The organism is Limosilactobacillus gastricus PS3 (assembly GCF_000247775.1).
Lineage (GTDB): Bacteria > Bacillota > Bacilli > Lactobacillales > Lactobacillaceae > Limosilactobacillus > Limosilactobacillus gastricus_A.
This window is the reverse complement of sequence record NZ_AICN01000036.1, coordinates 36117-45016: the sequence shown is the minus strand read 5'-3', so window position 1 is coordinate 45016 and position 8900 is coordinate 36117. Positions and strand designations below refer to the sequence as shown.

Below are 8900 nucleotides of genomic sequence, written 5' to 3'. Positions count from 1 at the left end.
ATTATCAGCTGGTGGCCAAATCTAGTCACTTTTATCCTGCTAATTATTGACGTTGGGTGCATTGTGACAACCGGCATTGTTGCAGCAAAAAAGCCCTAGCACTGGGCTAGGGCTAATGGAAAATCAAATAGAAATCTTGAGGTAATTATAGCATGGATTTAATTAAACAACCAGACCAAACATTAGAAGATTACGTCGATCAAGTAATCACTAACAACCAAACCATTTTTAATAATGTCATTAAGCCGGTAATTGATCAGACTCAAACACTTGTCGTAATTGAAGATACGATCAAAAGTGCTAAGAAACAACATAGCGACGTTAATAAGGCAATTAAGGAGATTAGTGGGCAACGGAAACAAGCCAAAAAGGATTGGCTTGGTAAGTACCAAAATTACGAATCAACCGTGATGAGCTGGGAGAAACAACTCAAAGCCGTTAACGCAGGGTTGCAAGAGCAGATTGACTACTTTGCCGAGCAAGAACTTGAAAAGCGTCGGAAGATGGTACAAGACCTTATCAACGTTTTAGCAAGTGAACGAGACGAACCGCAGGAAGTGCTTGACCGCTTTGTGATTGATGAAAAGCGATACATCACGAAAAAGCAAAGCAAGCTAGAGCTTGAACGCAAGATTGTCGAAGATTTTGAGTTGATCGAACAACAACTACGTAATGACGAGTTAGCTTACCGATTGATTAATCAGGAAGCGGAATCATTAGGACTAGATTCTAAGCCTTACATCGACGCTTACGATGATCTGCTGGTTAAAGATGTCAACAGTCCAATCAACACAATGCACAACGACATTCGGCGGATCGAAGATGAGAAAAAGAAACATCAAGAAGCGTTAGCGAGATTTAAAGCAGTCAGTGATAAGAAAGCGATAGATAGCGAAACAGGCGAAACGAAAGACCTCTTGACGACCACGCTAGAGCTAACTGGAACGCTAGATCAGCTCAAAGAGTTACGTAAATTTATCGATAACGCTGGAATCACGTATAAGGAACTGAAATAGGAGGATAGATGATGAGATTCTATGAATCGGGTAAAATTCCAAGGCAATCAAACATGTACTTCATTTATGGAGATGGTGGAACTGGTAAAACAAGCCTTTTTAAACAATTTCCGGGAAAAAAATTATTGATTAGTTTTGACATGTCAACCAATCCGTTGGTGGGTGATGATTCGATTGATGTCGCGATATTGGATGAATCTGAGAAACCAAGAATTCAGTCAGTGTTAAATGAATTCCTAATACGCGCTATTTCGAGTGGTCGGTATCAATCGATCTGTTTAGATAATGTTTCTGCTTTACAAAATTATGTGTTAGAAAACATTGATGGTCAAAGCAAAGATGGACGTCAAAATTATCAGAAATTGCAACTATGGTTCCGTGACCTCGGTAGTTACTTACGCAATGTCAACATTAATGTATATGTAACCGCTCACTCAATAGATAAAGGTGCGGATGTGGTGAACGGGCGTTATGAAGCAGATATGAATGTCAAGACGTTTAACGCTCTAACAAGCATGTTTGATGTGGTTGGTCGCATCTACTTACAAGATGGCCAACGGATGATTGATTTAGATCCAGAGCAAGGCAATCACGCCAAAAATCGGATTGACGGCCGGAAATTAATTAAAGCTGATGAACTACTACAACAATAAGGAGATTTAATTATGTTATTTACAACAAATTCTAACGATGTTTTTTCAGGGACGTATGTGGAAGAAGCTGGCGAGTATAACGTCAAGGTGTTGCCAACAACCACACTTACGCAAACGAAAACTAATGGCAATCCAATGATCACATTAAACTACGAGGTAATTGATGGTAAGTATCAAGGTGGCCAGATCCGTTACGATAATCAAACTTGGGTTGACTACGATCAAGAAGCCCACGCTCAAAGTATCAAGCGGTTTAATACATTGTTGAAAGCCACCGGTATTAAAGATGGCATCAAGATCGAAAACATGCAACAGCTTGTGAACCTTTTGATCGGTAGCACTATGTCAATCAAAGTTGACTGGGAACAGGGGAACAACGGTTACTACAATCTTCGGGTAAAACAACACAATCCGGTGTTGCCAAGCGGTTCTAAACCTAATGGAGTTAAAGCCCCTGATTCCGGTAATAGCAACTCTAGCAACAATGGATTTAATACCACTTTTAATTCCACATATAACACCCCACAAGGCAATCAAAATAGTCAATGGGGAAATAATCAAAGCCAAAGTCAAAACGGCTTAGGAGGACAAAATGGGGCTAATAACGACCTGTTTAACGACCTGTTTGCTGGCCAACCCCAATCACTAAAAGATCAAGCACTAGCTAATCAAGATCAACCAGTCGACACTGCTAATCTGCCGTTTGACAATCCACAAGGACAATCAGCCGGCGATCAGATCCAAGAAGTACCGTTTTAGCTTATGACAAGTGCTAGAGCATGGTGGCTGGAAGACAAAGGAGCGTGGCTAGTTAAGCTGGATAAACCAATCAATCTTGATTATGTTGATTTGGTAGATGGCCGGACTGGTGATGTGCCAGTCAGATTTGAGATTGTTGACCCAAGGGCGGTTAGTCCGAAGCAAAGAGCCTTGTTCTTTGCACTACTCAACGATATATATAACTGGAGCGGGCAACCACAAGAGTTTCTCAAAGAGTGGTTTTATGCCCGCTACACGGTTAGGACGAACGGCAAAGTTATCAGCCTAGCTGACAACGGTGGATGTAGTAAGAATGACGCTAGTGTGCTGATTGATGATGTAGTGGACTTCATCTTTGAATTTGATGTACCAGTCAAAACTGGATATGAACTCCTGCCACGAGATGAGAATCAGTTTCAGTACGAGTGCATTAAGCACCGTAAATGCTTGATATGTGGGCAACACGCCGATATAAATCACGTTGACACGGTGGGCATGGGTCGAAATCGAAATACGATTGACCATACGCAAAATCGCTTGTGTGTTCTATGCCGGCAACATCATCAAGAGTGGCACCAGATCGGGAACCAACTCTTTTGTCAAAAGTACAACTTGACCAACTTAGGAATCAAAGTAGATACAGAGACGCTTAAAAGAATCGGGGTGAGATGATGAATAACTTGTTAATTAATGAACCGCCTTTACAAGTATTGCCTAGCCTTGTAATCAAGTTAGGTAATACAGACAAAGCAATCATCCTACAACAGATCCATTATTGGCTACAACGGTCAAATAACATCGTTGATGGTCATAGGTGGATATACAATTCTGCGCATGATTGGCAGAAACAATTTCCGTGGCTGACCGAAAAAACAATCCAGCGTTATCTTAAATCACTGGTTGATGATGGTTGGTTGATTTCTGGTAACTACAACAAGGCAAAATTCGACCGTACAAAGTGGTACAGAGTCCGGTATGACCGATTGGACAAAAATGTCCAAGCATTGGGCCTGTCAGTACCAACGATTGGGCCTGATAGTACCAATGGAATGGGCCTGTCAGTACCAACCAATACCAATAGACTACCAGAGACTACTACAGAGACTAACTATTCTACGTCGATTTCGGACAAGCCGGAAATCGACTATGTCGGAATCGTGAGTTACCTCAACGAATCCACCGGCAAGAATTATCGAGCAACTACCCCTAAGACTAGAACCTTGATTAGGGCTAGATTCAAAGAAGGCTTTAAGAGCGAGGACTTTAAAAAAGTAGTGGACAACAAGGTAGCCGAATGGCAAGGAGATCAAAAGATGAGTAAATTCTTACGACCAGAAACTTTATTTGGAACAAAGTTTGAAAGCTACCTTAACGACGAACCTAAACAACAGGTTAGAGACGATAGCTACTCTTACTTTTAGGAGGCAATTATGGACGGTATCAAGCAACCACCGGTTGAGATTACACCTGAAAAGCGAGCCGAAATCCAAGCAAGGATTGATGGGATCCCCAAAAAATGGAGAGCTATTTTAGCAGATCAGAAACGCAAAGAAATTGCTGACAACAGTTTATGGAGTGGTAACCAGCCACTAGCGTTTAGCTTTGCAGATTGGCAACCTGCTAAGCAACCAGACGAGGGCTTAGGACGAAAGGTAGGCAACCAAGCGTTCCTACTTGCTAAAAAAATGGAAGCCACACCGGTCAATGTCAACTTATTCGGCACTCGTGGATCAGGGAAAACCAGTCTTGCATTGGCAATCGTTGATAAGGTTGCAAAAGAAACGGGCCAATCATGGCTTTTTGTCAACACAACCGAGTTAGCAAGCTTGATCGGTCAACAATACGAGTATCCGGAACTCAAGGGCAAGTTAGACCGGCTTTACAAAGCGATAACCGGAATTAAGTCGGGTGATGGTAGCTGGTACCGCAAGCCGGTTGACATTCTGGTGCTGGACGATTTCGGCACAGAGGGCGGTCAAAAGAGTGACAATCTTAAGGTTCGTCGTGATATGCAAGAGTGGCTATATCGAGCCAGCAATGCCCGAATCGATATACAAAACAACCGGCCGACCGGTTCAACAATCATCACAACTAACAACATCAGTAGTGAACTACTAGCAATGTATGATTCCAAACTGATCAGTCGAATTGTTACTAAGCAACCGGAAAATGTTATTAACTTTACGAAATTAAAGGATGTACGAAATGGATAACTACGTAGAACCAGATTGGACTCGGCTGTATGTCGAGTTCCCGAAAGGACATTATCGTGACTACAATTACGATCACTGGTCGATGGTTGAAACAGATCGGCCAACCAACATGATGATTACATTTAAGCAGTTTTTGTCAGATCGGTTTGGTATTACAAGCGATGAGAGTGGGGTTAGGCAATGAAAGAAACAACTTACACAAATCTAGAAAAGAAATTAATTGAGGTGCTCCCTTTAGGCGGCGAGCATTCTATGGTAGCTAGCCAGATTGAAAAGCTGACTGGTATTAGTAAGCGGGGGCTACGACGGATGAAATTACCATTAGCCTTGAAGGGAGTTCCAATTGCTTCCAGCAGGCAGCATCCCCAAGGCTACTACATTATTTCAAACAATCTGGAAAAGCGACGCTATATCAAGAGCTTGTGGTCACAAGTTAATCAAATGAATTTATTAATCACTGCATTAGAGAAAACGGAGGTGGAATAATGGTGGATCTGAAACGGCCTTTGTGCCCATTTTGTGAAGAATGTGAAGGACTGGTGGATGAAAAGGACGTCTTTATTTTGTTAGCAAGTGATGACGGAGAAGCGGATTTATATATTCAAGGACTTGAGAATTACGCTGACGATTATCAGACTACTTTCCAGTTTACTTATTGCCCGGTCTGCGGTCATAACATGATCACGGGAGACGATGATGAGGACTGTTAAATTACGCGGTTCCTTTAATGGACGTAAGATTTGGTTGATCCGAACTGCTGATGAAGAACCTGGAAAAGCTTGGTATTGTGGGTATGTGGAAATAAAGCTGAACGATCAAATAGCTTGGCAAGATTTAGACGGGCAACTAGATGTGAATGGAGACCTTGTTTATGACCCTTCGATGGCAAAATTGGCAGAGGATCCCGATAATGCTTATATCAGATTTGACACTCGACGTCTTACTGGAATGAACAATCGTGACAGTTTCCAATTCGCCTGTCATGAACTAATTAAACTAATGTACCAAATTGATAATCTAAATAAACGGGAGGAATAGGGAATGAACAAAGACGAAGCACGCGCAGCAATGGTTTTTCATCGCGACGTTAATCTCAAGGGTTCAAGTCGAAAATGGCAGATTCGTAGTGTGAATGCTTTGAAAGAAACCGTTTTGATGAAATCTAACGGTACTTTTGAAGAAGTTGAATACGAAAAACTGGAGGAAGCATGAAGTGAAATTCGTATTTGACATTGAACCAGTAGCCCAAGCTCGTCCGCGGGCAACTCGATTTGGTAAAAGCATCCGCCTATATGATCCTAAGGCTGTGAAAGTATATAAACAGTCACTAGCGTACCTGGCTCAGAATGCATATCACGGGAAACCCCTCTCAGGGCCTCTCAGAGTCATTCTAAGATTTTATCGGTCAATTCAGCGAAGCGTGTCTAAAAAAGAGCATACGCGACGAGATAACGGCCAAATACGGCCAACTGTAAAAGCAGATGTGACAAACTATGCAAAATCGACAGAAGATGCCTTAAACGGAATTTTATGGAAAGATGATGCCATGATCGTTGATGAATTCATTTATAAGTACTATTCTGATCATCCTAGAGTGGAGATTGAGGTGATAGAAATTGGCGAGGCATAACGAAATCCTAGTAACTGTTGTATGCATCAATTGAGAGAATAAGTCACAACAAGTTTATAAAGGACGAGCAAGATGAATAAGCGGATCAAAAATAAGAAATACAAACAAATGGCCATCCGTCGAGTGACGGCTAAGGTTAGAGAGTTTAATCATCGTAAATCATGCGATCCATTAACTGGACGAGACAAGCGGATGATTAAATGGCTTGTTAGTAATGACATTAAGCGACAAATAGCATGGGGTTATTTAAGGGGGCGAAAAGGAAATGACACAAAAGGGATTCTCAACTACGTCAAAGGAGGGTCAGATCAACTATGGCAATGATCAAATGGCACTTAAAGGCACCTTTAACGGACGTCGCTTTGTAGTCATCCGTCGCCGGATCAGCTTGAACGCGAATCATTATGAAGGTTATGTTGAAGTGAAGAAGGATGCAACGATTTCTAAGTCTGTAAAGGATAGTATTAGTGTTTATGGTGGGGTAGACCATCATGGACCAATTCAATTTAATGGTCGTCTATTTGATGACCGGCAATACTTGGGTTTTAGTTTGACCACGGATGGAATCTCTGAAATCGGAAACTACAGCCTCGCGGTATCTGAGGTGAAACGAATGGCTAAACAAGTTGATGGACTAGCCAAGAAAGGAGTTATTGAATAAATGATTAGAACGCTTAAGATTAACGGTCGAGATATTGATATTCTTAAGTCGGCTCAGAATGAGACCTTTTCTGCACGAGTCTTTGTTAATTAACAAGAAGCTAGCGTAATTGAAAATAATGAGTTAGTTAGCACAGAACAAGGGGTTCTAACATGGTTAGAGAGTGCGAGTTTGAATCATGTTTATGGACAGATGATGGATTGATGGCGGCTAAATACTGATTATGTTGAATCACAGTCGTTCATAAATAAGCCTAAAGGGGGTGGTGGTATTGAATTATGTGGAAAAATATGGCATTCAAGACATTCTTGATCATTGCAATGGCGATGTCGATCAAATTAGTCATGATAGTGAAGACTGGAAAAAGGTAGTCATGTTTCGTAAAGCGTTAGGGAGTGAACGAGGCAAAAGCGAACGTTCAGTACAAATTGATGCGAAGTTTGATCGACAACGTGTGAAAGAGTTATTGATGGACTAATAAAGAGATAGCTAATGAATTAGGGGTAGCGGAGTCTAGTACGAATTTGAGAATTGGAGAAGACCCGGAACTGAAACGAATTAAACATGAAGTAAGTCGAAACCAAAAATTGGTTGTAATGATTGATAAAATTACTGGTGAAGTGGTTGATATTGGGGTGAAACATTACTTTACAGATTCTCATTCGATCAGCCCTAGAACTATTATTTCCAAAGTAAATAGCGGTAAACTATATAAGGACCGCTACCAATTCATTCGATATTTAGAAATTAAGGATAGTGAGAGTGTGAAGAAATGGGAATTCTTAAACAAGAGCCGATAGACATCAGTTTAGCTTTTGATCGTCAAGCAACATCCGTTCGGACCCATCAGTTCTTAGTTAATGATTTTCAACATTGGATGATGTTGAGTGGAATTAGTAAGTATGATTTAAGAAGCCCTCAGCTTGATGAACAACTAAATTCGAGATACAAGTCCAATGGTCAGGAAGAACGAGTATTTAGGATTGAGATGGCCACCACAAAGGTTAAGGCTATATATACAGCTATCTCCCATTGTAGGGCAGATCATGCATTACTTTTAAGACTACGGTATGTTGATGATTTATATGATCAACAAGTTATGAATCAACTGGGTGTTGAGAAAACCCAATACTATCACCATCGAAATGCTGCGCTATGTGAATTTGCTGAAAGGCTAGATTATTGGTCTATTATGTTAAAGGCGGAATTACCAAGCTTGATTGTTTCCGGAAAATAACCGGACCAATGCCGGATGAAATGAACGATATAATGTTAGAGTTGAAGGATTGGGATAAACTAATTGCCAATCTGGAGGCACAAACCTAGCGAGCTCTGGAGCTTGCCGTGATGGTTAGTATGTATGGACGAGTTTTCCTAACTTCACGTCCTACTTGAACAGGGTAAGATTGATCTCCTGCCCTGGTATATGATCAACTTGGAGACATACTGAAGAAATGACATTATCGAATAGTTTGTGGGAAAACATAATCTCCTAAAGGTTCTAATGTGTTGTATCAATCTACAGTCATAACTACGTGCTAACAGTATGTGGTTGGTTCGATTCCAGCCTTGGTCATTAACTAGCGTCTAGGGTCATAATTAAAGTGACTTTGATTGTGAAATCAAGTTGTATTTCGCCGGTTAGCGATGTTCATTCAATGTTGATATAACGGCTTTTTAAAAATTGGGAAGTTTGTGAAATTAGGACTTGTGACTCTTCGAAAGGCGTTCGCGTTATGAAATGATTTGGTGCGATGAAGAAAGGTCTTGATTTAGAATGAATGTGTGATACAATTTCGTTGTTTTAAGTTAATTGAGTTTAATTTAAAACATATTCGGTAAATGGTATATGACCATATTCCGGAGGTTAATGGTCTTTTAAAATTATTACTTTACTCACTTACACACCATTAACTTAACGAAATAAGATTCCTGTATTCTTATTTTGTTAAAGAGTAACTTGGAGAA

16 protein-coding genes are annotated in these 8900 nt (G+C 40.7%); all 16 read left to right on the top strand.

What is annotated here, in order from left to right; all coding sequences use genetic code 11:
- Positions 1–152 precede the first annotated feature (152 nt).
- Positions 153–1016: a DUF1351 domain-containing protein gene (locus tag PS3_RS04635; protein ID WP_040468171.1), complete on the top strand. Its 864-nt coding sequence runs from the start codon at positions 153–155 to the stop codon at positions 1014–1016.
- A gap of 11 nt (positions 1017–1027) precedes the next feature.
- Entirely contained in the window at positions 1028–1669 is a 642-nt protein-coding gene (locus tag PS3_RS04630) for an AAA family ATPase (protein ID WP_007122190.1), read from the top strand.
- A gap of 12 nt (positions 1670–1681) precedes the next feature.
- A complete protein-coding gene (locus PS3_RS09845) occupies positions 1682–2428 on the top strand; it encodes a DUF669 domain-containing protein (protein WP_007122189.1) in 747 nt (248 codons plus the stop codon).
- Between the two features lie 3 nt (positions 2429–2431).
- Positions 2432–3100: a putative HNHc nuclease gene (locus tag PS3_RS04620; protein ID WP_040468170.1), complete on the top strand. Its 669-nt coding sequence runs from the start codon at positions 2432–2434 to the stop codon at positions 3098–3100.
- Positions 3100–3849 (top strand): conserved phage C-terminal domain-containing protein, encoded by a 750-nt coding sequence (locus PS3_RS04615; protein ID WP_040468168.1) that lies wholly within the window; start codon positions 3100–3102, stop codon positions 3847–3849. The genes PS3_RS04620 and PS3_RS04615 overlap by 1 nt, the downstream gene beginning before the upstream one ends.
- Positions 3850–3858: 9 nt before the next feature.
- Positions 3859–4641, top strand: coding sequence for an AAA family ATPase (locus tag PS3_RS04610; RefSeq protein ID WP_007122188.1), 783 nt, complete (start codon positions 3859–3861; stop codon positions 4639–4641).
- Positions 4634–4825, top strand: a complete 192-nt coding sequence (locus PS3_RS04605) for a hypothetical protein (RefSeq protein ID WP_040468167.1) — start codon at positions 4634–4636, stop codon at positions 4823–4825. Before PS3_RS04610 ends, PS3_RS04605 begins: the two co-directional genes overlap by 8 nt.
- Positions 4822–5127 carry a hypothetical protein gene (locus PS3_RS04600; RefSeq protein WP_040468166.1) on the top strand — a complete coding sequence of 102 codons (306 nt, stop codon included), beginning with the start codon at positions 4822–4824 and terminating at the stop codon, positions 5125–5127. The genes PS3_RS04605 and PS3_RS04600 overlap by 4 nt, the downstream gene beginning before the upstream one ends.
- A complete protein-coding gene (locus PS3_RS04595; protein ID WP_040468165.1) occupies positions 5127–5351 on the top strand; it encodes a hypothetical protein in 225 nt (74 codons plus the stop codon). Before PS3_RS04600 ends, PS3_RS04595 begins: the two co-directional genes overlap by 1 nt.
- Positions 5338–5679 (top strand): hypothetical protein, encoded by a 342-nt coding sequence (locus PS3_RS04590; protein ID WP_040468164.1) that lies wholly within the window; start codon positions 5338–5340, stop codon positions 5677–5679. The genes PS3_RS04595 and PS3_RS04590 overlap by 14 nt, the downstream gene beginning before the upstream one ends.
- Positions 5680–5682: 3 nt before the next feature.
- The gene (locus tag PS3_RS10465; RefSeq protein WP_176662254.1) at positions 5683–5853 is read left to right on the top strand and encodes a hypothetical protein; all 171 of its coding nucleotides are present in this window, start codon (positions 5683–5685) and stop codon (positions 5851–5853) included.
- 1 nt (position 5854) lies between these two features.
- Entirely contained in the window at positions 5855–6271 is a 417-nt protein-coding gene (locus tag PS3_RS04585) for a RusA family crossover junction endodeoxyribonuclease (RefSeq protein ID WP_007122187.1), read from the top strand.
- A gap of 265 nt (positions 6272–6536) precedes the next feature.
- Positions 6537–6932 (top strand): hypothetical protein, encoded by a 396-nt coding sequence (locus PS3_RS04575; protein WP_141566739.1) that lies wholly within the window; start codon positions 6537–6539, stop codon positions 6930–6932.
- A gap of 265 nt (positions 6933–7197) precedes the next feature.
- Positions 7198–7410 carry a hypothetical protein gene (locus PS3_RS04570; protein WP_141566738.1) on the top strand — a complete coding sequence of 71 codons (213 nt, stop codon included), beginning with the start codon at positions 7198–7200 and terminating at the stop codon, positions 7408–7410.
- Positions 7411–7456: 46 nt separating this feature from the next.
- Positions 7457–7732 (top strand): hypothetical protein, encoded by a 276-nt coding sequence (locus PS3_RS10460; RefSeq protein WP_040468158.1) that lies wholly within the window; start codon positions 7457–7459, stop codon positions 7730–7732.
- Positions 7705–8169, top strand: a complete 465-nt coding sequence (locus tag PS3_RS04560; protein ID WP_040468157.1) for an ArpU family phage packaging/lysis transcriptional regulator — start codon at positions 7705–7707, stop codon at positions 8167–8169. Before PS3_RS10460 ends, PS3_RS04560 begins: the two co-directional genes overlap by 28 nt.
- The last annotated feature ends 731 nt before the right edge of the window (positions 8170–8900 follow it).